This is a genomic window from Cronobacter sp. EKM101R, from assembly GCF_963888145.1.
GTDB classification, from domain to species: Bacteria; Pseudomonadota; Gammaproteobacteria; order Enterobacterales; family Enterobacteriaceae; genus Cronobacter; species Cronobacter turicensis.
In genome coordinates this window covers 494,721-518,652 of the sequence record NZ_CAWPHW010000012.1, presented here as the reverse complement: position 1 = coordinate 518,652, position 23,932 = coordinate 494,721, and the positions used below count along the sequence as shown (strand labels likewise).

Annotated in this window: 22 protein-coding genes and 1 pseudogene; 14 read left to right on the top strand and 9 right to left on the bottom strand. The window is 55.0% G+C overall.

Features of this window, described 5'->3' with window-relative positions; genetic code table 11:
- Complete coding sequence (locus AACV31_RS10955; RefSeq protein ID WP_165154108.1) at positions 1-1,713, top strand: hypothetical protein; 1,713 nt, start codon at positions 1-3, stop codon at positions 1,711-1,713.
- On the top strand, positions 1,713-4,262 hold the full coding sequence (locus tag AACV31_RS10950; RefSeq protein WP_165154106.1) for a hypothetical protein: 2,550 nt from the start codon (positions 1,713-1,715) through the stop codon (positions 4,260-4,262). Before AACV31_RS10955 ends, AACV31_RS10950 begins: the two co-directional genes overlap by 1 nt.
- A gap of 245 nt (positions 4,263-4,507) precedes the next feature.
- Here the strand turns inward: AACV31_RS10950 and AACV31_RS10945 are convergent, their stop codons facing one another.
- Positions 4,508-4,765 carry a hypothetical protein gene (locus AACV31_RS10945; RefSeq protein ID WP_165154104.1) on the bottom strand — a complete coding sequence of 86 codons (258 nt, stop codon included), beginning with the start codon at positions 4,763-4,765 and terminating at the stop codon, positions 4,508-4,510.
- A 193-nt stretch (positions 4,766-4,958) separates the two neighbouring features.
- On the opposite strand from AACV31_RS10945, the gene AACV31_RS10940 reads away from it, so the two are divergent.
- Positions 4,959-7,148 carry a hypothetical protein gene (locus AACV31_RS10940; RefSeq protein ID WP_185155277.1) on the top strand — a complete coding sequence of 730 codons (2,190 nt, stop codon included), beginning with the start codon at positions 4,959-4,961 and terminating at the stop codon, positions 7,146-7,148.
- 38 nt (positions 7,149-7,186) lie between these two features.
- Here AACV31_RS10940 and AACV31_RS10935 read toward each other — a convergent pair whose 3' ends face one another.
- Genes AACV31_RS10935 through AACV31_RS10925 form a run of 3 tightly spaced genes read right to left on the bottom strand, consistent with a single transcriptional unit; the run spans position 7,187 to position 10,304 of the window.
- Complete coding sequence (locus AACV31_RS10935; protein WP_165154102.1) at positions 7,187-9,013, bottom strand: hypothetical protein; 1,827 nt, start codon at positions 9,011-9,013, stop codon at positions 7,187-7,189.
- A complete protein-coding gene (locus tag AACV31_RS10930) occupies positions 9,010-9,354 on the bottom strand; it encodes an EamA family transporter (protein ID WP_085067653.1) in 345 nt (114 codons plus the stop codon). The genes AACV31_RS10935 and AACV31_RS10930 overlap by 4 nt, the downstream gene beginning before the upstream one ends.
- A complete protein-coding gene (locus AACV31_RS10925; RefSeq protein WP_165154100.1) occupies positions 9,351-10,304 on the bottom strand; it encodes a glycosyltransferase family 2 protein in 954 nt (317 codons plus the stop codon). Before AACV31_RS10925 ends, AACV31_RS10930 begins: the two co-directional genes overlap by 4 nt.
- Positions 10,305-10,459: 155 nt before the next feature.
- On the opposite strand from AACV31_RS10925, the gene AACV31_RS10920 reads away from it, so the two are divergent.
- From AACV31_RS10920 to AACV31_RS10900, 5 genes and pseudogenes are all read left to right on the top strand, one after another.
- The gene (locus tag AACV31_RS10920) at positions 10,460-10,864 is read left to right on the top strand and encodes a putative holin (protein ID WP_165154098.1); all 405 of its coding nucleotides are present in this window, start codon (positions 10,460-10,462) and stop codon (positions 10,862-10,864) included.
- Positions 10,851-11,144, top strand: a complete 294-nt coding sequence (locus AACV31_RS10915) for a phage holin family protein (RefSeq protein WP_165154096.1) — start codon at positions 10,851-10,853, stop codon at positions 11,142-11,144. The genes AACV31_RS10920 and AACV31_RS10915 overlap by 14 nt, the downstream gene beginning before the upstream one ends.
- A complete protein-coding gene (locus AACV31_RS10910; RefSeq protein WP_165154093.1) occupies positions 11,134-11,754 on the top strand; it encodes a glycoside hydrolase family 19 protein in 621 nt (206 codons plus the stop codon). Before AACV31_RS10915 ends, AACV31_RS10910 begins: the two co-directional genes overlap by 11 nt.
- A complete protein-coding gene (locus AACV31_RS10905) occupies positions 11,754-12,260 on the top strand; it encodes a DUF2514 family protein (RefSeq protein ID WP_165154090.1) in 507 nt (168 codons plus the stop codon). The genes AACV31_RS10910 and AACV31_RS10905 overlap by 1 nt, the downstream gene beginning before the upstream one ends.
- 70 nt (positions 12,261-12,330) lie before the next feature.
- Positions 12,331-12,816: pseudogene (locus tag AACV31_RS10900) on the top strand (DUF3313 domain-containing protein); the annotation flags it as partial.
- Between the two features lie 31 nt (positions 12,817-12,847).
- Here AACV31_RS10900 and AACV31_RS10895 read toward each other — a convergent pair.
- Positions 12,848-14,011, bottom strand: a complete 1,164-nt coding sequence (locus AACV31_RS10895; RefSeq protein WP_255491230.1) for a benzoate/H(+) symporter BenE family transporter — start codon at positions 14,009-14,011, stop codon at positions 12,848-12,850.
- A 94-nt stretch (positions 14,012-14,105) separates the two neighbouring features.
- Between AACV31_RS10895 and AACV31_RS10890 the strand changes: the two genes are divergently transcribed.
- The 4 genes from AACV31_RS10890 (at position 14,106) to umuC (ending at position 18,726) form a co-directional block, all read left to right on the top strand.
- Entirely contained in the window at positions 14,106-14,636 is a 531-nt protein-coding gene (locus AACV31_RS10890) for a helix-turn-helix domain-containing protein (protein ID WP_075198665.1), read from the top strand.
- Positions 14,637-14,871: 235 nt separating this feature from the next.
- Positions 14,872-16,836: a peptidase U32 family protein gene (locus AACV31_RS10885; RefSeq protein WP_165154073.1), complete on the top strand. Its 1,965-nt coding sequence runs from the start codon at positions 14,872-14,874 to the stop codon at positions 16,834-16,836.
- Between the two features lie 200 nt (positions 16,837-17,036).
- On the top strand, positions 17,037-17,456 hold the full coding sequence (gene umuD, locus AACV31_RS10880) for a translesion error-prone DNA polymerase V autoproteolytic subunit (RefSeq protein WP_075198663.1): 420 nt from the start codon (positions 17,037-17,039) through the stop codon (positions 17,454-17,456).
- Position 17,457: 1 nt separating this feature from the next.
- Positions 17,458-18,726 carry a translesion error-prone DNA polymerase V subunit UmuC gene (gene umuC, locus AACV31_RS10875; RefSeq protein ID WP_165154070.1) on the top strand — a complete coding sequence of 423 codons (1,269 nt, stop codon included), beginning with the start codon at positions 17,458-17,460 and terminating at the stop codon, positions 18,724-18,726.
- Positions 18,727-18,741: 15 nt separating this feature from the next.
- On the opposite strand, the gene AACV31_RS10870 is transcribed toward umuC, so the two are convergent.
- Together AACV31_RS10870 and AACV31_RS10865 are read right to left on the bottom strand one after the other, a co-directional pair.
- A complete protein-coding gene (locus tag AACV31_RS10870) occupies positions 18,742-19,530 on the bottom strand; it encodes a nucleotidyltransferase domain-containing protein (RefSeq protein ID WP_255491229.1) in 789 nt (262 codons plus the stop codon).
- A gap of 32 nt (positions 19,531-19,562) precedes the next feature.
- Positions 19,563-19,970, bottom strand: coding sequence for an ASCH domain-containing protein (locus AACV31_RS10865; RefSeq protein WP_007761477.1), 408 nt, complete (start codon positions 19,968-19,970; stop codon positions 19,563-19,565).
- A gap of 509 nt (positions 19,971-20,479) precedes the next feature.
- Here AACV31_RS10865 and mdtJ point away from each other — a divergent pair.
- Complete coding sequence (gene mdtJ, locus AACV31_RS10860) at positions 20,480-20,839, top strand: multidrug/spermidine efflux SMR transporter subunit MdtJ (RefSeq protein WP_105539101.1); 360 nt, start codon at positions 20,480-20,482, stop codon at positions 20,837-20,839.
- Positions 20,826-21,155, top strand: coding sequence for a multidrug/spermidine efflux SMR transporter subunit MdtI (gene mdtI, locus AACV31_RS10855; protein ID WP_075198661.1), 330 nt, complete (start codon positions 20,826-20,828; stop codon positions 21,153-21,155). The genes mdtJ and mdtI overlap by 14 nt, the downstream gene beginning before the upstream one ends.
- A gap of 40 nt (positions 21,156-21,195) precedes the next feature.
- Here the strand turns inward: mdtI and AACV31_RS10850 are convergent, their stop codons facing one another.
- Positions 21,196-22,017 (bottom strand): trypsin-like serine peptidase, encoded by an 822-nt coding sequence (locus tag AACV31_RS10850; RefSeq protein WP_075198660.1) that lies wholly within the window; start codon positions 22,015-22,017, stop codon positions 21,196-21,198.
- Positions 22,018-22,407: 390 nt separating this feature from the next.
- Complete coding sequence (locus AACV31_RS10845) at positions 22,408-23,892, bottom strand: carboxypeptidase M32 (RefSeq protein ID WP_165154059.1); 1,485 nt, start codon at positions 23,890-23,892, stop codon at positions 22,408-22,410.
- Positions 23,893-23,932 lie beyond the last annotated feature (40 nt).

Sequence of the window (23,932 nt, the reverse complement as noted above, 5' to 3'; positions counted from 1 at the left end):
ATGCCAATTTTTACAGAAGATCCGGGCACAGGCATTAACCAGCCCATCAGTAACGCGCCTGCCGGTCTGGGCGAATCGCTGCTCTCATCCTTGCAGCAGGGATTTGAAGAAGGCCCGGTCATGTCGGGTGTTCGGTTCTCTTCCGCTGACAGGCTGGCAAACGATCCAAACTCTGCAATCGTCAGCAAGCAGGAGGCTGACGAGCGGCTCAAGCAGTATGGTGTCAAAAGCATCAACGTACCGGATAGCGGTGTAACAAAAGCGTTTCTCGATCACGTGGTGGAAGAGCGCCAGAACTCGCTGGCTCGTCAGCAGATCGCCATGTCTGCGCCGAGTGGCTGGGCGGCGACGCCGCTTAATTTCGCGGCCAGTCTGGCCGGCTCGATGGCAGACCCCGGAAACGTGGCGCTGGCGCTGGTTCCTTTCGCTGGCGAGGCGAAGGCGGCATCTGTCGCGGGGCGGTTTGGGGAACGTCTGTTTGCCGGTGCGCGCATGGGCGCAGCTCAGGCCGTGGCGACAGTGCCGTTAACTGCCCAGGCGGCCGCCGCCGGCGGGGATGACTTTACCTACGGAAACGCTCTGGAAAGTACCTTTTTCAACACGATGGCGGGCGGTTTGATGCATGCAGGCGGCGGTCTTATCGCCGACCTGGTGCGTGCGCGGAGCCCTTCAGGAGCAGGAAATGATCCCGCCGCGCCGCTGGCGCAGGCAGATATTCAACCAGAAGCTCAGCCAACTCCGGTCATAACGCCGGACAACATCCCGTCTGGTGTAAATATCCCTGAGCGTGGCACAAATGCTGATTTGGCTGCCGCCATTTCCAGCGATGCTGATAGTTATGCGTACAGCCGGGCTTATGATGACGTTGTGCCTGAATACATGGCGCGCCAGCAGGATCTGCAATCACGACAGATTGATAATGTTGCAGACCTTCGCACCGAGCTTTCCGCCAACATGCGCCGCGCTGATGAATTAGAAGCTACCCTGCAACAGCGTACAACGGAATACCAGGGCCAGCGGATGAAGTTTAAGGAAGCTCGCCGTCTGGCGCAGAAGGATATTGATGCCGAGAAGGCACAGATCGAGGCCCGTAATGAAGAGATAAACCAGACGCTTCAGCGTAATGCCGCCGCCGAGCAGGCGCGTGGCCGACAGACCCAACTTTCCCGAGGAGAGATACCAGACGACCTGAAAGTTACCATCGCCGAGCGCGCGCAGCAGATCCGCGACGGCATGCAGATGTCGCCGGTCGCCGGTGCAGTGCGCACCGCCGCCAGTGCTATCAGAGAAGCAGACTGGAGCGTTAACCAGCAGGCTTACCGCGCCGCGCTGGCACACATGATGGAAGGCCGAAGCCCGGACGTTGAGCCTTTCTATGAGCTGCATAAACCGGCGCTGCGCGAGCGCGCTATTCAGCGCATACAGAACCCGGCGCGGCAGGTTGATGAAACGGCCCGCCCGGTGAGCGAAACCGCCGATCGAATTTATCAGGACACGCAGAAAGCAGATCATGAGCTTACATCCGCCGCAGCTGACCTTGAGAACGAATTCAATATCAGCAACGCGCTGCTGGATGATATCGCGGTGGACAATCCGGAGCTCGCGGCCACGATGCGCGAAAACCTCAATGCTATTCGCGCCGAGGCCAGCGACAATAGCATGAGCAACGCTTTCCGGGCCTTTGCTGCCTGTATGATTAACCGGGGGATCTGATGGCTGCCAACGAATTTCTGACACAGTGCGAGCGCACCGTTAACGCCGCCGCTGGCCGCGAGCTGTCGGCAGATGAAATGGAAGGGCTGGTGCGCGATATGCGCGACACCACAAACCGCATTCTTGCCAGTAACGAGGCGCTGTCACTCGAAGAGGCGGCCATGCGTGCCGCCGAAGAACTAAGTAACGCTGACGTGCTGGCCAAACAGATTGAAGCGCGCAATAAAGCGATTAATACCCGCGTGGCGGCGCAGCGACTCGGCGAGCTGCGCACCGTCTGGAAAGACCGCCCGGATATAGGTCTGGAGGCGATACTGGTAGGGCGTAACGATGCGCGCACCGGGGCGCGCCGGTCGGTATCCTCAGAGGTGGCGCAACTTCGCGGGAAATATCACGCAGGCATCAATTACGATTTCGACCGAGCCGGGCTGGTTAAATTCATCGCCAGCGGCAGCAACGATCGTGAAATCGCTGACGCAATGTGGCGAATTGGCCGCGGCGAATCTACCGAAGGAATGACGAAACAATCAGTCAGTGCGGCGCAGATTATCATGAAGTGGCAGGAAGCGGCGCGCATCGACGAGAACCGCGCTGGCGCGTGGATACGCAAAGAGCCTGGCTATATTGTTCGACAGTCGCATGACATTATGAAGATCCGCGCTGCCGGGTATGATGCCTGGCGCAATGCAATCCTGCCTCGCCTCGATGAACGCACATTTGATGGCGTCGCCGACCGCGATCAGTTCATGCGGAACGTTTACAACGGTCTGGCCTCTGGCGTTCACCTGACATCTGAAAAGCCAGACTGGATGAACGGCTTCAAGGGTTCGGCAAACGCGGCGAAGCGCGCCAGCCAGGAGCGCGTACTGCACTTCAAAGACGGTATCTCCTGGCACGAATACAATCAGCAGTTCGGCACCGGAAGCCTGCGCGAAGCATTATTCGGCGGTCTTAACAGCGCGGCGCGGAATACAGGAATGATGCGCATGCTGGGAACCAATCCCGGCAACATGTTCAAATACCTGACTGACACGCTGGCCGAGGACGTCAGCAAGTCAGGAAACCCGGCGGCGCTGGCGGACTACATGACCAAAGTTCGCCGCCTTAATCGCACTGTAATGCCGCAGGTTGATGGCTCGCTGAATATACCCGGCAGTGTCGGCTGGGCCAACGCTTCCGCCGCGGTGCGCGGCTGGTTGCGTATGAGCCAGCTCGGTGGCGCCGTTATCTCTTCATTCAACGACGTGCCGATCGCAGCTACTGAAATGCGCTACCAGGGGCAGAACTTTATGCAGGCGGTCCTCGGCGCCATGAAAGGGCGTTTCTCCCGGTATAACAGCACAGAGCAGAAAGAGATCCTGTCCTCCATCGGCGTTTATTCTGACGCCATGACACAGGAAATCATCCGGCGCATCTCCGGCGACGACTCGCTTACCGGAAAAATGGGGCGCGCGCAGCAGCTGTTTTTCAAATATAACCTGATGAATTTCTGGACAGAGAGCGGCCGCAATTCCAACGCCCTGATGATTACCAACTGGCTGGCAAAAAATGCCGACCAGCCTCACGCCAGCCTGCCGGAAGACCTGCGCCGCGTGCTCGACCTCCACGGTATAGGTGACCGGGAATGGGAAATTTTCCGTAACATGGACATGGCCGACAGCGAGGGGCGCAAGTTCATGACGACCAGCGGCGTCCGCGGTGTGCCGGATGACGTGATTGCCCATTATGTTGAAAGCAAAGGCCTGAACCCCACGGATCGTGCAATCGCCGATGCGCGCGACCAGCTCGAAGGCCAGCTGCGCGGCTATATCCTCGATCGCCTGAACATTGCTATGTCCGAGCCCGGCGACCGCACGCAGGCGTTTATGAAGATGGGCACCGTACCAGGAACCGTGGCGGGCGAGGCGATTCGCTTCGCAGGCCAGTACAAATCTTTTACCGCCAGTTTCATGCAGAACGTGCTTGGGCGTGAGGTTTTTGGTCGCGGGTATACTCCGGCAGGGCTCGGTGAATCGAAAACCACCTCGCTTACCAATGCGTTGATGAGGAACGGCAATGGCGCTTTCATGGGAGCCGCGAATCTATTCGTCTGGGCGACCATGTTCGGTTATGTCTCAATGCAGGCTAAGCTGATGCTGAAAGGTCAGACGCCGCGACCGGCGGATGCAAAAACATTTCTGGCAGCTGCGGCACAGGGTGGCGGGCTCGGCATTCTCGGAGATTTTATGTTCGGCGAGGTAAACCGAATGGGGGCGGGGCCGGTGACGTCTCTGATGGGGCCGGCGGCGTCTAACGCTGACAGCATTATCACGCTGCTGCAGCAGACGACGCGCGGGGAGGCGGATTTGGGCGACTGGTATCGGACGACGCTTGACAACACGCCATTTCTTAACATTTTCTGGCTGCGCACGGCGATGAACGGTTTGATCCTAAACCGGGTTCAGGACTCGCTGGACCCCGGATCGCTTGAGCGTTATCAGCGCCGAGTAGAGCGGGAGCAGGGCAACGAGTTTCTGGTGCCGCCGTCACAATTCATGATAGGTAAGTAAGCGATGGAAAGAATTAAGTTTTTGGCTGTGTATCTGTTCATGGTGACGTTTTTCCTTTACCCGAGCGTAACCATGTTGTTTTTCGATAAGTCAAAAATTACTGCAATAGATTTTCTGTTGATCCTCTTCTTTTTCTTATGCGGCATCGGGTTAGTGGTTATGGGATTCGCAAGGCTGAGAGAGTTAATCAAAAAACAGTGACATGTCACGGGCCGCAATGGCGGCCCAAGTATTACCAAAAATTATTACCCAATGCTCCTTTTCAGGCTCAGTACGCAGTAGTCAAGATGGGTCTGAATATCGCTCAGGGAAACCTGCATACTGGTGACGTAGTTGACCAAGGCGACGAGTTCCGCCGCAGCTCCGCTTACGTCATGACCGTCCTTTTCAAGCTCTCTGATCAGCTCCATTAGGTGAGATTTTTCAACCAGTTCCATTACACCTTTCGGGCTATTCAGCGCTCCCAACCTTCCCTCATCAAGAGGGTGATGATACTGCGACATGCCACCTCCTTCATCTTAATACTGTATATATATACATATATCAGAAGACCTGATTTTACTCCAGAAAAATCACCTTACCTATATGGTAATTTGTTTCATTTATAAAGGTAATGATAATTCATAATAGAGTTGGCAGGCTATAGAATGCTCATAAGCATAGCGCGCAGGGCGCGGCCATACTGGAGCTGATGACATGACCGTTTCAACCGAAGTGGACCACAATGACTACACCGGCAATGGGGTAACCACGGCCTTTGACTATAATTTTCGCATCTTCAAGAAGAGCGATCTGACAGTAACTGTCGTCGACCTGAACGAGAACATTACAACCCTTGCGCTGGATACCGACTACACGGTCACCGGAGCGGGAACATATTTCGGAGGCAAGGTGAACCTTGCTACTCCCCTGCAGAATGGTTGGAAAATCTCCATTGAGCGCAGCCTGCCTGTAACTCAAGACACCGATCTGAGAAACCAGGGCAGCTTCTTCCCCGAAATTCACGAGGCTGCATTTGATAAGCTGACCATGCTCATTCAGCAGGCGTTCAATGCGTTCAGGTTGTCTCTGCGAAAACCGTCATCAGTAGCGAACTGGTACGACGCTCTAAGCAATTACATCCGCAACATTAAAGATCCCCGTGACCCACAGGATGCTGCAACAAAAAATTATGTCGACACACTATCTGCAGGAAATTTTAACCGCACTCTGCGCGTGCCGGATTCGTTTGTGTCGCAACTGCCACCCATTAGTGATCTGGAAGGCAAGGTAATCGGTTTTGTTGGGGGGCAGCCGGTAGGGTTGGTTCCTTCTTCCGGTTCTGCAACTGATGTGCTCATTGAGTTGGCGAAGCAGGGTGGTGACAAAAGGTTAGGTTCGTCTTATGGTGGAACTGTCTATACGGACTATCAACCCGCGCAGCTTCGAAAAAAGTATCAGTTTGGCATCCCTGGTAGCGTCAACTCACAGCGCGAAGCTGTTTTTTATCCGGCTGAAAATCTCTGGTACATCAGCAAGTCAACCGCCTTTCCTGCAACAATACCATCATCACCTGATAGCAACTGGCGATGCGTAGGCATGCTTAACGGCTACCCGATTTACGACGTGCGAAACTGGGGATTGGTAGGAGATGATTCTACTGACAATACTGTGAATTTTATTCGAATGCTGAATAAAATTAATACCGACTATGTGACTATTGATTTCCCAGCAGGAATTTTCCGTTACACAGACTTAGGCAAAATAACTAAGAACAGAATCACACTGGCTGGGAAAGGAAGCATGCAGACGGTACTGAAATGCACCAACACTACCGATGATCACATCGCGTTAGACATCGACGCATGGCCAGACCCTGTCAATCCCAATCAACCATATCTTGATGCTGTCAACCTTGTAGGGTTACACGTTGAGGGAAATGCAAATTCGGCAATCGCAATTTCAACGCAAGGTATAGCGCGCTCTATCTGGAGTGATGTTACTGCCTGGGGGGCCAAATCAACTGGTACTGTTATCGTGCATAAGAGTTTACAGCTAAGCACGATGTACAATGTTATGGCGTCTAAGTATCGAAATCTTGCTGGTCTTACTACGAATGTCGCTCAGCTTGGGATGCTTCTTACGGTCGGCACCAGAGCCGGGGCGGGCCAGGGGAGTCCGTCTAATAATACTTTCATAAATTTTTATGCAGAAGGATTAACCCGTGGTCTTAACATGACTTGGGGCGACCAGAATACATTCATTAATGGTTCGTGCGAAGCCAATACTGACTACGGCCTGAACATAAATTCAAACTGCCGTTACAATACATTTATCGGTATGGGCAATGAAAACCTCAACGCATCAACTGGCGATTTCGTAGACCGAGGAAGATATACAAAGTTTCTTAACTGTTATTCAAGCCAGCGATTTGTTGCGCAGGGGTTTAATGGACTTATCGACGGCGGGTATTTTGAGTTAATAGAGGTTCAATCAGTAGCAATAGGTTACGAAGTTAAAAATGTGGCGGTAAAAAACTGGAATACTGGTTCCGGTGGTTTTACAGACTCAGGGTCAGGAACCAGAAAAAGAAGCATATATGACATAAAGTTATCAAGCTTTGTCAATACAACTGATGTAAGGACAGCTGTTACAATGAGCCTCACTTCTGTATCCGGCGGAACGAGAGGAACCTGGGTTAATGATACCAGGCTACCATGCACTGTATATGTCCAAGGCACAGCTTCAATAACGCAGGCTACGGTATCTCGCGATGGCGACGCGGTTAGTATCCCTACATTATCCGTACAGGCAGTCAGGCTTGAGGCTGGTGATACTTTAAGCCTAACGTGGTCATCAACAGGACCTGGGCCAACTATATCCAGAAGGGCTCACACTGAAGGATAAATAAAGGCCCCAAAAGGGGCCTTTACTCTCTGGTTTTACTATTTAACTTCAGTTAAACGCAACTTCCCATCTTTATCATAATCAGCTTTGTATATAGCAAGCTCGTCCTTTCCCTCACCATCTTTAAAGTGAGAAGAAAATAAATCCCAGAACTGCTTGTCTGCTTTATAAATCGCCAGATATTTATAGCCTTTCATGACTTCCGAAAGACTCTGGTCGCAAGTCCATACATCGCTGTCATAGTATTTCTTCCCTAAAGTCCAGCACCAGTTATTTGCCTTAAATGGCTGCATTTCATAGGTGAAAGCTAGCTTTTCAAGGCCCTTAGTGTTTTGGGCGATAAAGTATACTGAGTCACCAGGCTTGAGCTTCTTCCAGATCATGTCAGACAAGCGAGAAACATCCTTCCTGAGGACGGCTTTTTTCTGTTCCGGGCGAATCTTCTGCATGTCCAGCCGATAATACCCAGTAACGCCATAGACTGGCAGAGCAACAGCAAGGATGGCAACGAGCGAGTACGCGCTTCTGAATCCTCTCCAGCTCAGATCGACAATCTTGTATAGCAAAAAGGATGCCCAGGCTATCAAGAAGGTGCCAGCATATCTTTCAAAGGAAGCAAGCCTTTTAGACTCGAACTCTGAAAAGTATGCAATATAGCAGTAGACAAGGAAGGCTATATAAGCTGCGCACATCAAAGGCAGTATTGCTGCGATAGCAGTTTCCTGAAATCTTCGGCCCTTACTCATAATCGAGATGGGAGCAATCATTGCTACACCAATTAAGAAAATGGTTAACGGACGAAAGTGAAGAGTCGCATAACTAAAATAGAGCGGATTTAAAATACGCACATTAAGCTCTGCAAGCGTCACCGATATTTTGTTTTGCATTGCAGCGGACGCCCAATTTATTGGGCCAGAAGCGCTAAAAGCTGGAGTTACATCAACACTGCTTAGATATAAAGACCATGATTTAAAGGATACCAGCAGAACAGCAAGACATAACGCTGATAGTTTAAAAGCATTTGCAATCCTGCTCTTAAAGCCGTCACCTTTTCCAAGCGCAATATGGACGAAGGCGCAGGCTATCGCGAACAATCCAAATACCAATCCGATCTGCTTAATCAATGGAAGGATGAAGACAACCAGGGGAAGCAGGTATTTTCTGTCGTTCTCTTTTGCGGAAACAGCAACGCAGAGCGCAGATAAAAAAACAACGCCCAGGAGCTGATCTACAAGAACATGTCCAATGTCATATTTGAAAAAGTATATGAATGTTGTTGATGCTGCAAATGCTATGGCGGCCAGCAACGCGTCATTTCTGATGACCGTAGCGGAAGCAAATAGCATCGCTGAATATATATAAACGTTATGCGCCTTGAGTACAGCCGATTCGCTCCATCCTGCCGGATATACAAACAGATATTGAGCAAGCTGCTGGAACGGTGGGTAAGCCTTAAATGTGTTAGACAATGACGAACCACCATCGTAGATAGCGTTAGTCACAGTCATAATTTTTATACTCGAACCCCAAAAAGAAAATTCATCCCAATCCGTGAATAAATAATCGTTTTTAACTGCAAGAAAAGAAAATACAAAAGGCGCTACGCTGACCAAAGTTGCAAGAATGCCATTCCATGTAATAGCAATGACAGGCTTCTCTTTGTAAATCGCGTAAGCTCCGAGTACGAATCCAAGCGATACCGCTATACCCCAGCCTTGCTCAAGGAAGCCAAGTATTCCACTAACATAAAGTATGCAAGTGCAAATGCTAAGAGCAATGAATGGAGCTTGCTGCCACTTAAGTTTAGCAATGAATACCAGGTAGAGAAAATATCCAAAAATGGATGCCAAAGCCCAATACATCATGACGCTGACCTTAATGTTATGATGATGCCGACCATTATTAATGCAACACCCAAAAAGTATGAAAGGTTAAACTTCTCACCAAGCAAAAAGTGACTACCAACCGGCACCAAGACAAAGGCAAGTGCCATAAAAGGATATGCTTTGCCGAGCTCTATCTTCTGAAGAACCCATATCCATGCCAGTGTTGTAACGCCATACAAAGCAAGGGCAGGCACAAGAATTACAAGCGTGTCAAATGAGAATAAGCTTCCGCTCTTGCTTAATGCAGAAGATGACAACTTAAATAGTATCTGGCCTACAGCTATACCAATGACGCAGGCTATAGTTATAAGGTAAATCATTTTTTATACCTGTTATGAAATGTTCTTCTAGGGGTGTTAGCTATGTCGTGGCCGAAGAATGCTAATATCAACTGTAACCCAATAATAACCGGCAAGGCGGCGAGCATGACCGTACCTGATGTGTTTGGGATGTCGGTTATGATAGCATCGGCCCAATTTACAACGCCTACGACAACGCCAAAAAATAACATAGCAACCCCAAGAGGAAGCTCGATTGATGCGATAGACATATCCCTCAAGTAGTAGTTATAGAACACGCGTTTGAAAAAGTTTCTTCCATGCTTATAAAGAAAATCACCAATTATTTTTGAAATCTTAAGGTTACTTTCCTCATCCTCATACTTGGCATCCATTGGCACGTCAACTACAACAGCTCTCAGTGTGTTCAGTCTGAATAAAATATCTGACTCAAAAAAGTACCTTTTAGATATTTTGTTTAGTGGAAGGTGCTTAATCGCGTCTGTATGAATTGCTGTATAGCCATTGGTTGGGTCGAAGATATCCCAATAACCCGATGAAAATTTTGTCATAAACGACAATACAGCATTACCAAAAATTCTTATTTTAGGCATGGCGCTTATATTGTCCAGATTGAAAAAGCGGTTCCCTTTGGTGTAATCAGCTTCACCGGCAATGATCGGAGCAATGAAATCAGATATCAGCGAGGGTTCCATCTGATCATCGCCATCAATTTTCACGACGATATCGATACCGTCATTAACAGCCGCCTGGTAGCCTGTCATCACCGCGCCGCCAACCCCCTGGTTAACCTCATGCTTTATAACGGACACCCTATCATCCGTGTTGTTCTCCAGGACAAAATCTCCAGTTTCTTCCGGGCAGCAATCGTCAATTACATAAATTTTATGAACCGACGGGCCGATTTTACTTATTACATTCAAAATGTGTTTTTTCACTTTGTACGAAGGTATTACCACCGCAACTCTCATTTTATTTCCCTATGTAATATGCATTACATCCATTTTATACCTTAAAGGTAACTTTGTTAAGACCAATCCGAGGTAATATTATCCGGATGTGGTTTATTGTGTATTATGGACTCACTAACTAAGGGGGTTCTTATGCACATTAAACGGTGGTTACAATGTCAACCACGATGACAGCAGACACGCTAAATCAGAGTCTTAGCATGGGCGCGCTGGCTTCAGTGTTGGCAGGGGTTCCTCCGGAGGTGGCGTTGGGGGCGCTGGCCGGCGCGGTAATATTTGTGACATCGGCGGTTGAATACCCTATCAAAAGGCGCGTCTTCCTGGCGGTTCTCAGCTTCCTCTGCGGCCTTCTCTTTTACAAAGCGACAGCGGCCATCCTCATTGGCATAGCCAGCCTTATTCCGACGATTACGCAGGACTCGTTTGAAAAAGGGATAGTGTTTGCCGCTGGCGCTTTCGTCTCGTCCATTGTGGCTGTACGCATTGGCATCTGGCTCTATCACCGTTCTGAAAATCCACGCGACCTGATCCCGGGGAGAAAAGACGATGACCAGCCCTGAAATGCTGCTCCTGATTAACGCCATCATCTGCGCAGGGATCGCAATCCGCGTCCTGCTTTTCCGCCGGGAAGGCGCCCGCCATCGCTGGTGGGGTGGCTGGCTGGCTTACATCGTAATCGTTGTGGCCGCCAGCGTTCCTGTGCGCACGTTCTACGGCTATTACATCCTCCCTGACTGGTCTGACGTAATTATCAAAGCCGTTTTTCTGGCTGCCCTGATAAAGACGAAAGGCAATGTCGTCCAGATTTTCAAAATATCGAGGTCCCAACATGGACATTAAAACGTTTCAGAAAGCTGCTGGCATTTCCCCGGAGCTGGCCGCCCGCTGGCAACCGCACATCGTTGCAGCAATGGCTGAATTTGGCATTAAAAAGACAGTCGATCAGGCGATGTTCATTGCGCAGGTAGGGCATGAGTCGGCCGGCTTCTCTTCGCTGGTGGAAAGCTTCAACTACAGCGTTGCTGCCTTGAGGATCACCTTTTCCAATCGCCTGTCGACGGATCAGATCAACGCGCTCGGGCGCAAGCCTTACGAGAAGTCTCTGCCGCTGGAACGCCAGCGCGCTATCGCAAATCTGGTGTACAGCAAGCGCATGGGAAATAACGGTCCTGGCGATGGCTGGAATTACCGCGGTCGCGGCCTGATCCAAATCACCGGGCTGACAAATTACCGCGACTGCGGCAACGGCCTCAAAGTTGATCTGGTGTCTCAGCCGGAGCTACTGGCGCAGGACGATTACGCCGCGCGCAGCGCTGCCTGGTTTTTCGTGAGTAAAGGGTGCCTGAACTACCCGGGCGATGTTACGCGCGTAACGCAGATCATTAACGGCGGCCAGAACGGTATCGACGACCGGCGCGCGCGGTTTAACGCAGCATGTAAGGTGCTCTGATGGCGGCGCTATGGGTTTTTGTCAAAGCATGGTGGAAGCCGCTGATTTTGTTGGCGCTGGTGGCGGCAATCGGCATCGGCGCCCGCATGGCATGGGTGAACCACGGAAAGGCTCAGTATAGCTCCGGCTATGCAAAGGCTAAGGAAGACCAGAAGAATGCTGATGATGAGGCTAAAGCAAAACGTGATCAGGAGAAAACAGAAATTGAACGTGAAGCGCAATCCCGTATTGATGCTGCGCGTGCTGATGCTGAGCTTGCTAATTCCGCTGCTGGCAGCCTGCGCGCCGAGATTGACAAAACCAAGCGACTTGCCGAACACTATACCGGCGCTTTCCCCACTGGCACGCCAGCCAGCAAGGTCATCAGTGTGCTTGCCGACATGCTTGAAGAAAGCAACCGAGCTTACGTCGCAACAGCAGAAGAAGCTGAGCGATACCGTGACGCCGGAGAGACCTGCGAGAGACAGTATGACTCGCTGACGAAGCGGGGTAGTTTTTCTCCGTAACGGTATTGCTGACGGTATTAAAATTTAACTTCCAAATTATTTTCTTTATAAACAAGCAGTTACCCATCGCATCACTAATCACGACTCTATCGTTTATAACTCTGTAGTGTATTACCCGGCGCCGAAACCGACCGGGCAGATAACCCAGCCGGTGCTGGACGGCCTGCTGAAATATACCAACGACAAGCTGAAAACCGCGGCGGCGAGCCGTAAGCCGCTGGTGACGACGCCTGGGCCGCGCAGCGTGATTTTCCGGGGAGCTATCACCGCCGTCGACAGCAGCAAAGAGGGGCTGCAATTCTATGAAGTGCTGCCGATTGCGCTGGTGGTGGCCGGCACCCAGGTCGCGACAGGGCATCGCACCATGGACACCAGCCTGTTTTTTGAAGGCGAGCTGATTGACGCGGCGACGCAAAAAACGGTCGTCAAAGTAGTGCGTAAAGGCGAGGGGAAAGATCTCAGCAACGAAAAAACGCCGCTGACGGTCGACAACCTCAAACAGGTGATCGACGACATGGCGACCGATGCGCGCATGTTCGATCCCGCGCCGAAATAAACCGAGCAGAGGGAGCCTGGCTCCCTCTTTTTTATCCCGCCCGGCGCGCCAGCAGCGCGTAGCTTATCCCGCCCGCTATCAGCCCCCAGAACGCCGACCCGACGCCCAGCAGCGTGACGCCGGACGCCGTCACCAGAAACGTAATCAGCGCCGCGTCGCGGGCGCGTTCATTCGCCAGCGCCTGATGCAGGCTGCCGCCAATGGTGCCGAGCAGCGCCAGCCCGGCGAGCGTTTGCAGCCACGGCAGCGGCAGGGCGGTCATCAGCGCGCCGACGGAGCCGCCGCACACGCCCGCCAGCAGATAAAACACGCCCGCCATCGCCGCCGCCATCCAGCGTTTGTCGCGGTCCGGGTGCGCCTCCGGGCTCTGGCAGATGGCTGCGGTGATGGCAGCGATGCAGATGGAAAAGACCCCGAAGGGCGCAAGAATAAGCGCCAGCAGGCCGGTCGCCACCATCAGCGGCGAGACCGGCACCCGGTAGCCGGAAGCCTGCAGCGTGGCGACGCCCGGCGCGTTCTGCGAGGCCATCGTCACCAGAAAGAAGGGCAGGCCGACGCCGAGCAGCGAAGAGAGGCTGAATGTGGGCGAGACAAACTCCGGCGGCGCGAGGCGAAAATGCAGCGCCGCCGTATTCACTTCGCCCTGTAACAGACAGACCGCCACACCCGCCAGCAGCGCGGCCACCACGGCGTAGCGCGGCGCGAAGACTTTACAGAGCAGCCAGGCGCCCGTCATGGCGGCACACAACGCAAAATGCCCCTCCAGCGTGCCGAACGCCTGTAGCCCGAAGCGCAGCAGAATGCCCGCCAGCATCGCGGCGGCAAGGCCCGGCGGGATAATTTTCATCAGGCGGGCGAACAGCCCGGTAGCGCCGCAGATGACGATAAGCGCCGATGCGAAAATAAAAATGCCGACCGCCTCATGCAGATTGCTTCCCGCAAGCCCTGTCGCCAGCAGCGCCGCGCCGGGCGTCGACCAGGCGGTCAGCACCGGCGCGCGATACCACAGGCTTAACGCGAGGCTGCTGACGCCCATGCCGATGCCGAGCATGGTCATCCAGCCCGCCGTTTGCGCGGGCGTGGCGCCTGCCGCCGCGGCGGCCTGCCAGATAATAGCGGCAGAGCTGGCGTAGCCCACCAGCACCGCCACAAAGCCCGCAATGACGGCAGGCGCCGGAGGAAGAGAAAAACGCATAAAAACTCCGCTGTGCGTTATAACGTCCGCAGACTCTATCATCGTGCGCTATAACGCACAAGGCGCTATACTGGCCGCGATAAAAGGAGAGCGTATGGACATTACCGCCCATCTCGCGCAGACGCTGAAAGCGCTGCGCCAGCAGAAAAACTGGAGCCTGACCCAGGCGGCGCAGGAAACCGGCGTGTCGAAAGCGATGCTCGGCCAGATAGAGCGCAACGAATCGAGCCCGACGGTCGCGACGCTGTGGAAAATCGCCACCGGTTTTAACGTGCCGTTTTCAGCGTTTATCACGCCGCCTGCGCCGGGGGCGCGCACGGTGTTTGACGCCCAACAGACGATGATCGTGGAGCCGCTCTTTCCGTGGGATGAACAGTTGCGCTTCGATATGCTCGCCGTCACGCTCGCGCCCGGCGCGCAGAGCGACTCCACGCCGCATGAAAACGGCGTGACGGAGCATGTGGTGGTGATTGAGGGCGAGCTGGAACTGCAGACGGACGGCGTCTGGCGGCGGCTCGGCCCCGGCGAAGGGCTGAAGTTTGCCGGCGACAGGCCGCACGCCTATCGCAACGCGACGCCGCTGCCGGTGCGCTTTCATTCGCTGATCCACTACCCGGCGCCATAAAAAAAACCGCAAGCGAGCTTGCGGCCAACGACAATCTACAACGACACGATGAAACTGAGGTGATAAGTCAGGAATACCGCCCCAGCGTATCCCTTGCCGCGCGCCGCGTGAAATAAACCTTTGTGCAATACTTTCCCGTAAAACGGCAAACCCGCGGCGGCGCCGTGAAAGAGTTTCCGAACGCCCGGAATGTGACTACAATAGCCGCCTTTCAAATAACGGATAACGACGAATTATGCGCCTGCAATCGCATCACCTTGAACTGCTCAGCCCCGCCCGCGATACCGCTATCGCCCGCGAAGCCATTCTGCACGGCGCAGATGCAGTCTATATCGGCGGCCCCGGTTTCGGCGCCCGCCATAACGCCAGCAACAGCCTCCAGGACATCGCAGACCTGGTGCCGTTCGCCCATCGCTTCGGCGCGAAGGTGTTTATCACCCTCAACACCATTCTGCATGACGACGAGCTGGAGCCGGCCCGTAAGCTTATCGGCCAGCTTTATGACGCGGGCGTCGACGCCCTGATCGTGCAGGACATGGGTATTATGGAGCTGGATATTCCGCCCATCGAGCTGCATGCCAGCACCCAGTGCGATATCCGCAGCGTCGAGAAAGCGAAGTTCCTCTCCGACGCCGGTTTCTCGCAAATCGTGCTGGCGCGCGAGCTGAACCTCAACCAGATCCGCGCCATTCATGAAAATACCGACGCCACCATCGAATTCTTTATTCATGGCGCGCTATGCGTGGCCTATTCAGGCCAGTGCAATATCTCCCACGCCCAGACCGGACGCAGCGCCAACCGCGGCGACTGCTCGCAGGCTTGCCGTCTGCCGTACACCCTGAAAGACGATCAGGGCCGCGTGGTGGCGTATGAGAAACACTTGCTGTCGATGAAAGACAACGATCAGACCGCCAACCTGGCGGCGCTGATCGACGCAGGCGTGCGCTCCTTCAAGATTGAAGGGCGCTACAAAGACATGAGCTACGTGAAAAACATCACGGCGCACTACCGTCAGATGCTCGATGCGATTATTGAGGATCGCGGCGATCTGGCGCGTTCTTCCGCGGGCAACACGGCGCACTATTTCGTGCCGTCCACCGAGAAGACCTTCCACCGCGGCAGCACCGATTACTTCGTTAACGCCCGTAAGATAGATATCGGCGCGTTCGACACCCCGACGTTTGTCGGACTGCCGGTCGGCGAAGTGCTGAGCGTCGGCAAAGAGCATCTGGATGTGGAAGCCACCGAGCCGCTGGCGAACGGCGACGGGCTGAACGTCATGATCAAACGCGAAGTCGTGGGCTTTCGCGTCAATGTGGCGGAAAAAACCGGTGAAAACCGCTACCGCATCTTCCCGAACGAGATGCCGTCGGCGCTGAAAACCCTGCGCCCGCGCCACAAGCTCAACCGCAACCTCGATCACAACTGGCAGCAGGCGCTGCTGAAAACCTCCAGCGAGCGCCGCATCGGGGTGGATATTGAACTGGGCGGCTGGCAGGAACAGCTGATCCTGACGTTGACCAGCGAAGACGGCGTCAGCGTGACGCATACGCTCGACGGACAGTTCGACGAAGCCAATAACCCGGAAAAAGCGCTGACCAGCCTGAAAGAGGGCCTGGCGAAACTGGGGCAGACTATCTATTTCGCCCGCGACGTACAGATTACGCTGCCGGGCGCGCTGTTTGTGCCTAACAGCCAGCTCAACGCGTTCCGTCGTGAAGCGGTCGAGGCGCTGGATGCCGCGCGCCTGGCGAATTACCAGCGCGGCGCGCGCAAACCGGTCTCCGTGCCGCCGCCGGTCTACCCGGAAACGCACCTGAGCTTCCTTGCGAACGTCTACAACCATAAGGCGCGTGAATTTTACCAGCGCTATGGCGTGCAGCTTATCGACGCCGCGTATGAGGCGCACGAGGAAAAAGGCGACGTGCCGGTGATGATCACCAAGCACTGCCTGCGCTTTGCCTTTAACCTCTGCCCGAAACAGGCGAAGGGCAACATCAAGAGCTGGAAGGCGACGCCGATGCAGCTGGTGCACGGCGACGAAGTGTTAACGCTGCGTTTTGACTGCAAACCCTGTGAAATGCACGTGGTCGGCAAAATCAAAAACCATATCCTGAAAATGCCGCAGCCGGGCAGCGTGGTCGCTTCCATCAGCCCGGAAGATCTGCTGAAAACCCTGCCGAAACGCAAAAACGCCTGATAGCCCGTCCCTGAAAGCCAGAGCTTACGCTCTGGCTTTTTTTATCTTCATTCCATACCGCTCAACAAACCCGCACAAACTGGCCGTTCTCCAGGCAAATGCGCCGCTTCGCTTAAAAATAGGGTTGTCAGAACAGTACAAATCAAACTACTGTATATAAACACAGTAAATAACAACATAATGAATGGATGGAGCACGCCATGTTAATGATGCGTCTCTTGCCACAACCTGATGCCGAGGGGTTGCCGCTGTTCCTTGAGAAAGTGGCCTGCGGATTTCCGTCGCCCGCTCAGGATTACGTCGAAAAGCGCGTGAGCCTTGACGCGCACTGCATTGTGCACCCGAACGCCACCTATTTTTTGCGGGCGTCCGGGGAGTCGATGAACGGCGCCGGGATCGAGGATGGCGATCTGCTGGTGGTGGACAGCGCTCTGAAGCCGCAGGAAAACGACATTGTCGTGGCCGCGCTGGAAGGGGAGTTCACCGTCAAAACCCTGCGGCTGCACCCGGTGGCGCAACTGGTGCCGATGAACCCGGATTTCGCGCCGATCCCGCTCGTCGGCGATGCCGAAGTGGTGATTTTCGGCGTGGTGACCTGGGTGCTGAAGAAGAGGCGCTGAGATGTACGCGCTGGTCGACGTGAACAGTTTTTACGCCTCCTGCGAGACGGTGTTTCGCCCGGATCTGCGGGATAAACCGGTCGTGGTGCTGAGCAATAACGACGGCTGCGTCATTGCGCGCAGCCGTCAGGCCAAAGCGCTCGGCATCACCATGGCGGAGCCGTATTTCAAACAGCGCGCGCGCTTTGAGCGTCACCGCGTGGCGGTCTTCAGCTCCAATTATGCGTTTTACGCCGACATGAGCAAACGCGTGATGGATATTCTCGAAGAGATGGCGCCGCAGGTGGAGATCTACTCGATCGACGAGGCGTTTATCGATCTGCGCGGCGTCAGTAACGTGATGTCGCTGACCACGTTTGCTCAGGAGATCCGCGACCGCCTCTGGCGCGAAACCCATCTGCCGGTCGGCGTGGGCATTGCGCCGACCAAAACGCTCGCCAAGCTTGCCAATCTCGCCGCCAAAAGGTGGCCGAAGTCGGGCGCGGTGGTCGATCTCTCCGATCCGGCCCGGCTGCGCAGGGCGCTGGCGCATTTTAAGGTGGAGGACGTCTGGGGCGTCGGGCGCAGGCTCAGCAAAAAGCTGACGGCGATGGGCATTGAGACCGCGTTTGATCTCGCCAACAGCCCGGCGTGGGTGATCCGCAAAAATTTCAACGTGGTGCTGGAGCGCACCGTGCGGGAACTGCGCGGCGAGCCCTGTCTGGCGATGGATGAATTTGTCGCGGCGAAACAGCAGATCGTGTGCAGCCGTTCGTTTGGCTACCGGGTCACGGATTATCAGGATATGCGTCAGGCCGTCTGCGCCTGGGCCGAGCGGGCCGCGGAAAAGCTGCGTCAGGAGCATCAGTTCTGCCGCCAGGTGGCGGTGTTTATCCGCACCAGCCCGCATGACGAGCCGGATGACCGCTACAGCAATCAGGCGCTCTGCCAGGCGCTGACGCCCACCAACGACACCCGCGAGATCGTGCGGCTGGCGGTGAGCGCGCTGGACGCCATCTGGCGCGAAGGGTATCGCTACATCAAAGCGGGCGTCATGCTGGGGGATTTTTTCAGTCAGGGCGTGGCGCAGCTTAATCTTTTCGACGAGCATCCGCCGCAGCCCAACAGCGCGCCGCTGATGCATCTGCTGGATGAATATAATCGCTCAGGCCGGGGAAAGCTCTGGTTCGCAGGCCAGGGGATCGTAAAACCCTGGGCGATGAAGCGCGATTTTCTCTCGCCCGGCTACACCACACGTTTCAGCGAGCTGCCGCGCGCGAGTTTGTGGTGAGGCGGGCTAAAACATTTACGATGTTTTTACGCCTTCACTGCGCGTCTGGCTAAACCAGTCCATAAAACGCTGCACTGCCTCAATAAAAGCATCAGGCGCGTCGGCGGGCTCCCGGCTTTCGCGCAAAAAGTAATTTATCTCGGCCGCTCTTAGCGGGTATGTGGCAGCGAATTTTGCCTGATATTCTTCAAGCGTATCAGGCCAGTCGGTGTCATCGTCAGCGCGTAACAGATTCGTTGCGCGTAATAGTTTTCTCGATGCCGCTCGCTGTGTCTGCCTGCGGCTATGTTCATCGGGCGCGTTGGCCAGCGTTTTTATAGCGTCGTTAATAACGCGCGCCACATCGCCATTAACGGCTTCTGCAATCGCGCGGGACGGCCTGAAACGCTCAAAGCGAGAAGAGAGATCGTCGCCATAAATACAGCGGCAGTGATGTTTTAACCAGTAGCCCCAGCTATACAGATTATCCGCAGAGAGCACCTCTGCGACGGTACCGATATCAACATCTATTTTGCTGATAACAGGATAATCTGCCGCCGCCTGCTTTTTGATAGCAGCTAACCGTGTGGTTTCAGCGTCGGTTGCTGCGCGCGTAAGTATAAGGCAGAGGTCGAGATCGGAAACGCCCTTAACGGCTTCGCCTCGCGCGACGCTGCCATATAAATAGCCGCTGTGCAGCGCTTCGCCCAGTTCACGCACCAGCGTATTTATCACCGTATCCACGACTTCCCGGAAATCGGGCTGAAGCGCAGCATCCGGCACAACGCGTATAAATCCGTCAGCATCCGTCATGGTAAGGCTCACAGGTTAAGGTGTTTCTGAACGGTGTAATACACTCAGCACCGTTCTGTCAGTTCGAACTCCTCAAACATCAGCGGCATGTCGGGAGAGAAACAGCCGGCGCGGGTGAAAAACGCTTCATGCTCATTGCGCCAGTAAGCGAGGCTTAAATCGCCTTCGCCTTCCAGGGCGGCGAGCTGTTCGGTGACGTCGCAGAAGTTCACCAGCCGCAGCGTGTGAGTGCGGATAACGCACAGCGGCTCGCCCGCGCCGTTGAGAATAATATGGTAATCGCCCGGCAGGGTCGGGTCGGCGTCCTGCCGCCAGGCGTGATAATCGCTGCAGCTGGCGCGTTTGGCGCCGTGCGCCACCAGCGCGCCCAGCTCGTCCGCCATGTGCGGTGAATCGCCAAAGCCCCAGGCCCGCGCGCCGGGATATTTCTGTTGCAGTTCGTCTACGGTCATTCTGATACTTCCCTGTTAAATTAATGTAAGAAAATAGCATATCGTGAAAATACAACGCCAGCTAATGATTATTTAATCGCCTGACGTGATTAATTAAACTGGCCGATAAAATAAGTCGCTGTTTTTGCCCCATTAAAACAGTCAGTCGTGCCGTAAAGTAGTGTAAACGAGTTGAGAAAAGTCTAACGGCATGGTTTAATTCGGGCGTGTTTGACTACCGAGGCCAATTTTTTTCCGCAACGACGAGAAGCAAGACCGCGGATAAATTGAAAGATTATGGACAACCTGTTCAATTGTTTTATTGCACTGTTTTACGTTTTTTCCAGCCCTTTCCCATCTACCCTTCTTTGCGGTGAACAGCACTGGCGCACAGCGCTTTAGTCAGCCTCTCTCTTTAATTTCGTTTCAGGCCGTCCTTGTACGCCTGTCGCTATTTTAGTCATTTTTAATGTCGCGTATTTACGCGCCATCAAACAGGCCTATGTATTTTTTCAGGCGGGAGAGAGACCATGTTTTACTGGATTTTATTAGCATTAGCGATCGTGTCGGAAATTACCGGGACGCTGGCATTAAAATGGGCAAGCGTAGGCGGTGGCCACGCCGGATTTATTTTAATGCTGGTGATGATTTCCCTGTCATATATTTTGCTGTCTTTTTCGATTAAGCGCATTGCGCTGGGCGTGGCATACGCGCTGTGGGAAGGGGTCGGGATTGTTTTAATTACGCTCTTTAGCGTGCTGCTGTTTAACGAAACCCTGACGCTGCAAAAAGCGCTGGGTCTGCTGGTGTTAATTGCCGGGATTTTGCTTATCAAAACCGGCACCCGCACCGTAACCCGCAAAGCGGAGGTGCGTCATGTCGCAGGTTGAGTTACAGCATATTCTCTGGCTGCTGCTGGCTATTGTCCTCGAAATTATCGCCAATATCTGGCTGAAGTTTTCTGACGGTTTTCGCCGCCCGCTGTATGGCGTGGCGTCGCTCGCGGCCGTACTGGCCGCCTTCAGCGCGCTGGGGCAGGCGGTGGAAGGCATCGACCTGGCGGTGGCGTACGCGCTGTGGGGCGGTTTCGGGATCGCCGCGACGGTAGCGGCAGGCTGGATAATGTTCGGCCAGCGTCTTAATCGCAAAGGCTGGGCGGGGCTTGGACTGCTGCTGGTGGGGATGGTGATCATCAAGCTGGCGTAAGCCGCAAAGAAAGAGAGAGGGGCGCTGAGCGCCCCTTTTTTTATTCGCTCGCCAGCGCTTCGAGCCGCTCGCGGAAACCGGTCACGGAAATCGCGCGGTTATCGGCGCGCCAGCGGTCTTTGGCGGCGGGAGCCGAGCTCTGCACGCCAATCAGCTGCCAGCCGGTGTCGGTGCGCAGCATCAGCGGCGAGCCGCTGTCGCCGGGCAGCGTGTCGCACTGGTGCGCCAGCACGTTGCGCTGCGCCCAGCCGGTGATAAGACAGTCCTGATGGCTGTAGAGCGCGTCGAGATGATCTTCCGGGTAGCCGGACTGCGTCACACGCCGTCCGGTGGCCTTCAGCGCGCGGTTCAGGGCCGCGCGATCGCCTTCGAACAGCGGCAGCGGCGTCAGGCCCGAGGGCGGATTACGCAGGATAATCAACCCGAAATCTTCAGGCGCGGCGGAAGACGGCACAATCCAGCCTTCGCCGTCGGCTTTCAGCTTATGTCCGAGCGACGGCGACACGCGTCCTTCAATGCTGTGAATTTCGTAGCGCCACTTACCTTTTTGGGCAACAAAACGCAGCGCGACCGCGCGATCGGGCGTGCCGTCCGGCGGTGAGAGCAGACAGTGCCCGGCGGTCAGCGCCAGATGCGGGGAGATAAGCGTGGCGGTACACAGGTTGCCGCTCTCGGTTTCGAGCTGCCCGATGGCGTCCCAGGGAGAAGAGGCGGCGTCCGGTACGGGCGTGCGGTCATCGTGGCCAAAAAAGAGAGTCTGGACGTCACTGGCCGCTTCGGCCGCGTCATCGCCCTCGTCGGCGTGCGTAATAAAAGCAGGTAATAATAGCGATCCCAGTAACAAGAAAACGGTTTTGCGCATATCACTCTCTGGTGGGGCAATTATGATTATTAAAGTAACCCTGTGAGGTAACTATAGACGTGACGCGAGCAAAGTGAGAATAAAATCAGCGTGCTAGCGACGTTTACCAGTAAAAAAAGATCGTCAGCGCGCCACATAACAGCAGCAGCGTCAGGATTATCTCAAACTGATAACGGCGGATCATGTCGGGCCTCCGGAAACGCAGCCCGCGCGTCCGGCGCAACGGCGACGCGCGTGCCTGAGCGCGCAGGCCTGACAAAAGCGGCGAAGAAAAACGGCGGGGCGTGAAGAGACTATAACGGCGCGACGGGGCGGGCGTCCGTAGGTGATTAGTATCGGCGTGTAACGGAATGTACACACCGGGCGCGCGGCCCGGTATGTACAACGGCGTCAGAGGTAGCGCGCCGTCAGGTGATCGCGGAAATAACGCGGGTTGAGATCGTCGCCGGTGGCGTTAATCATCAGCTGCGAGGTGGTAAAGCGGCTGCCGTGCTGCCATACCGACTGGCGCAGCCAGTCGAACAGCGCGCGCAGATCGCCCGCGGCAATCGAGGCATCCAGGTTCGGCAGCGCCTGGCGCGCAGCGTGGAAAAGCTGAGCGGCATACATCGCGCCGAGCGTGTACGACGGGAAGTAGCCAAAGCCGCCATCCGTCCAGTGGATATCCTGCATACAGCCGTCGCGGTAGTTGCCGGTGGTGGAAATCCCCAGCCACTGCTGCATTTTCTCATCCCACAGGGCCGGGATGTCGTCCACCTCGATATCGCCGTCGATCAGCGCCCGCTCAATCTCATAGCGCAGCACCACGTGGGCCGGGTAGCTCACCTCATCAGCATCGACGCGGATAAAACCTGGCTTCACGCGCTGATTCCAGGCCAGATAGTTCTCTTCCTCAAACGCCGGTTGCTGACCGAAACGCGAAACCACCTGCGGCAGCAACAGCTTCAGGAACGGACGGCTGCGCCCGAGCTGCATCTCGAAAAACAGGCTCTGGGATTCATGGATCGCGGTAGAGCGCGCCAGCGCCACCGGCTGGCCCGGCCATTCCCGCGGCAGGTTTTGCTCATAACGGGCGTGGCCGGTTTCGTGGATCACGCCAAACAGCGCGCTGAAGAGTTCGTTTTCATCATAGCGCGTGGTGATGCGCACATCTTCCGGCACGCCGCCGCAGAACGGGTGCGCGCTGACGTCCAGCCTGCCGCCGTCGAAATCAAAGCCGAGCAGGCGCATGGCTTCAAGCCCCAGCTCGCGCTGCTGCGCCACCGGGAACGGCCCCTGCGGCGCGGTGAGTTCGGTGCGCTCTTGTTTTTCCACCGCGCGGGCGAGGAGATCCGGCAGCCAGCTGCGCAGATCGCCAAACAGCGTATTGAGGCGCGCGCTGGTCATGTCTGGTTCAAAGATATCGAGCAGCGCATCGTAGCGCGAACAGCCTTTGGCTTCCGCGCGGATGGCGGCCTCTTCACGGCTCAGCTTTACCACCTCTTTGAGGTTTTCCGAGAAGCCGTCCCAGTCGTTGGCCGGACGCTGGCTGCGCCAGGCGTGTTCGCAGCGGCTGCCCGCGAGCGATTTGGCCTCGACCAGCGCTTCCGGCAGCAAGGCGGCCTGCTGGTAATGGCGCTGCATTTCGCGCAGGTTCGCCTGTTCGAGATCGTTTAAGTCTTCCTGCTCCGCGCCGCGCAGCCACTCAGCCATTTTTTTATCGGTCAGGATCTGATGCTGCAGCACGCTCAGCTCCGCCAGGGCTTCGCCGCGCGCGCGGCTGCCGCCCGGCGGCATCATGGCGAACATATCCCAGCTTGCGATAGCCGAGAGATGAGAGAAGCGGGAAAGCCGCAGGAACGTGCGGCTAAGCTGTTGATAGTTTTTGTTTTCCATAAGGCCTCGTGACGTTGTCGGCAAGCTGAAAAGGTAGCAC

Bases quoted from the DNA above. Each gene is read 5' to 3' on its own strand.
- AACV31_RS10955 (WP_165154108.1), top strand. From the start codon at position 1: ATGCCAATTTTTACAGAAGATCCGGGCACAGGCATTAACCAGCCCATC.
- AACV31_RS10950 (WP_165154106.1), top strand. From the start codon at position 1,713: ATGGCTGCCAACGAATTTCTGACACAGTGCGAGCGCACCGTTAACGCC.
- AACV31_RS10945 (WP_165154104.1), bottom strand. From the start codon at position 4,765: ATGTCGCAGTATCATCACCCTCTTGATGAGGGAAGGTTGGGAGCGCTG.
- AACV31_RS10940 (WP_185155277.1), top strand. From the start codon at position 4,959: ATGACCGTTTCAACCGAAGTGGACCACAATGACTACACCGGCAATGGG.
- AACV31_RS10935 (WP_165154102.1), bottom strand. From the start codon at position 9,013: ATGATGTATTGGGCTTTGGCATCCATTTTTGGATATTTTCTCTACCTG.
- AACV31_RS10930 (WP_085067653.1), bottom strand. From the start codon at position 9,354: ATGATTTACCTTATAACTATAGCCTGCGTCATTGGTATAGCTGTAGGC.
- AACV31_RS10925 (WP_165154100.1), bottom strand. From the start codon at position 10,304: ATGAGAGTTGCGGTGGTAATACCTTCGTACAAAGTGAAAAAACACATT.
- AACV31_RS10920 (WP_165154098.1), top strand. From the start codon at position 10,460: ATGTCAACCACGATGACAGCAGACACGCTAAATCAGAGTCTTAGCATG.
- AACV31_RS10915 (WP_165154096.1), top strand. From the start codon at position 10,851: ATGACCAGCCCTGAAATGCTGCTCCTGATTAACGCCATCATCTGCGCA.
- AACV31_RS10910 (WP_165154093.1), top strand. From the start codon at position 11,134: ATGGACATTAAAACGTTTCAGAAAGCTGCTGGCATTTCCCCGGAGCTG.
- AACV31_RS10905 (WP_165154090.1), top strand. From the start codon at position 11,754: ATGGCGGCGCTATGGGTTTTTGTCAAAGCATGGTGGAAGCCGCTGATT.
- AACV31_RS10895 (WP_255491230.1), bottom strand. From the start codon at position 14,011: ATGCGTTTTTCTCTTCCTCCGGCGCCTGCCGTCATTGCGGGCTTTGTG.
- AACV31_RS10890 (WP_075198665.1), top strand. From the start codon at position 14,106: ATGGACATTACCGCCCATCTCGCGCAGACGCTGAAAGCGCTGCGCCAG.
- AACV31_RS10885 (WP_165154073.1), top strand. From the start codon at position 14,872: ATGCGCCTGCAATCGCATCACCTTGAACTGCTCAGCCCCGCCCGCGAT.
- umuD (WP_075198663.1), top strand. From the start codon at position 17,037: ATGTTAATGATGCGTCTCTTGCCACAACCTGATGCCGAGGGGTTGCCG.
- umuC (WP_165154070.1), top strand. From the start codon at position 17,458: ATGTACGCGCTGGTCGACGTGAACAGTTTTTACGCCTCCTGCGAGACG.
- AACV31_RS10865 (WP_007761477.1), bottom strand. From the start codon at position 19,970: ATGACCGTAGACGAACTGCAACAGAAATATCCCGGCGCGCGGGCCTGG.
- mdtJ (WP_105539101.1), top strand. From the start codon at position 20,480: ATGTTTTACTGGATTTTATTAGCATTAGCGATCGTGTCGGAAATTACC.
- mdtI (WP_075198661.1), top strand. From the start codon at position 20,826: ATGTCGCAGGTTGAGTTACAGCATATTCTCTGGCTGCTGCTGGCTATT.
- AACV31_RS10850 (WP_075198660.1), bottom strand. From the start codon at position 22,017: ATGCGCAAAACCGTTTTCTTGTTACTGGGATCGCTATTATTACCTGCT.
- AACV31_RS10845 (WP_165154059.1), bottom strand. From the start codon at position 23,892: ATGGAAAACAAAAACTATCAACAGCTTAGCCGCACGTTCCTGCGGCTT.